Source organism: Bradyrhizobium sp. Mp27 (genome assembly GCF_029953005.1).
Taxonomy (GTDB): domain Bacteria; phylum Pseudomonadota; class Alphaproteobacteria; order Rhizobiales; family Xanthobacteraceae; genus Bradyrhizobium; species Bradyrhizobium barranii.
This window is the reverse complement of record NZ_JASAUS010000839.1, coordinates 1-220: the sequence shown is the minus strand read 5'-3', so window position 1 is coordinate 220 and position 220 is coordinate 1. Positions and strand designations below refer to the sequence as shown.

Sequence of the window (220 nt, the reverse complement as noted above, 5' to 3'; positions counted from 1 at the left end):
ATAAACGTCCTGCCTGACCGGCTACTGCTGTTCAGCGGCGCTGACGGCGATCATCAGGTGGGGGAGTTTCAAGTGACCATACCCGGGGGATTTTGACCGACCCACGGGGCCCAACGTGCAATTTCATTTCACGCCGACAAGTGCGTCATGGCTCAATCAGGTCGAAGTATGGTTTTCCATCTTGCAGGGGCAGTCGCTCAGCGGCACCTCCTTCACGAGC

Annotated in this window: 1 pseudogene; it reads left to right on the top strand. The window is 57.7% G+C overall.

Going from position 1 to position 220, the window contains the following annotated elements:
• Positions 1-109: 109 nt before the first annotated feature.
• Positions 110-220, top strand: a pseudogene (locus QJT78_RS52825) (IS630 family transposase); the annotation flags it as partial.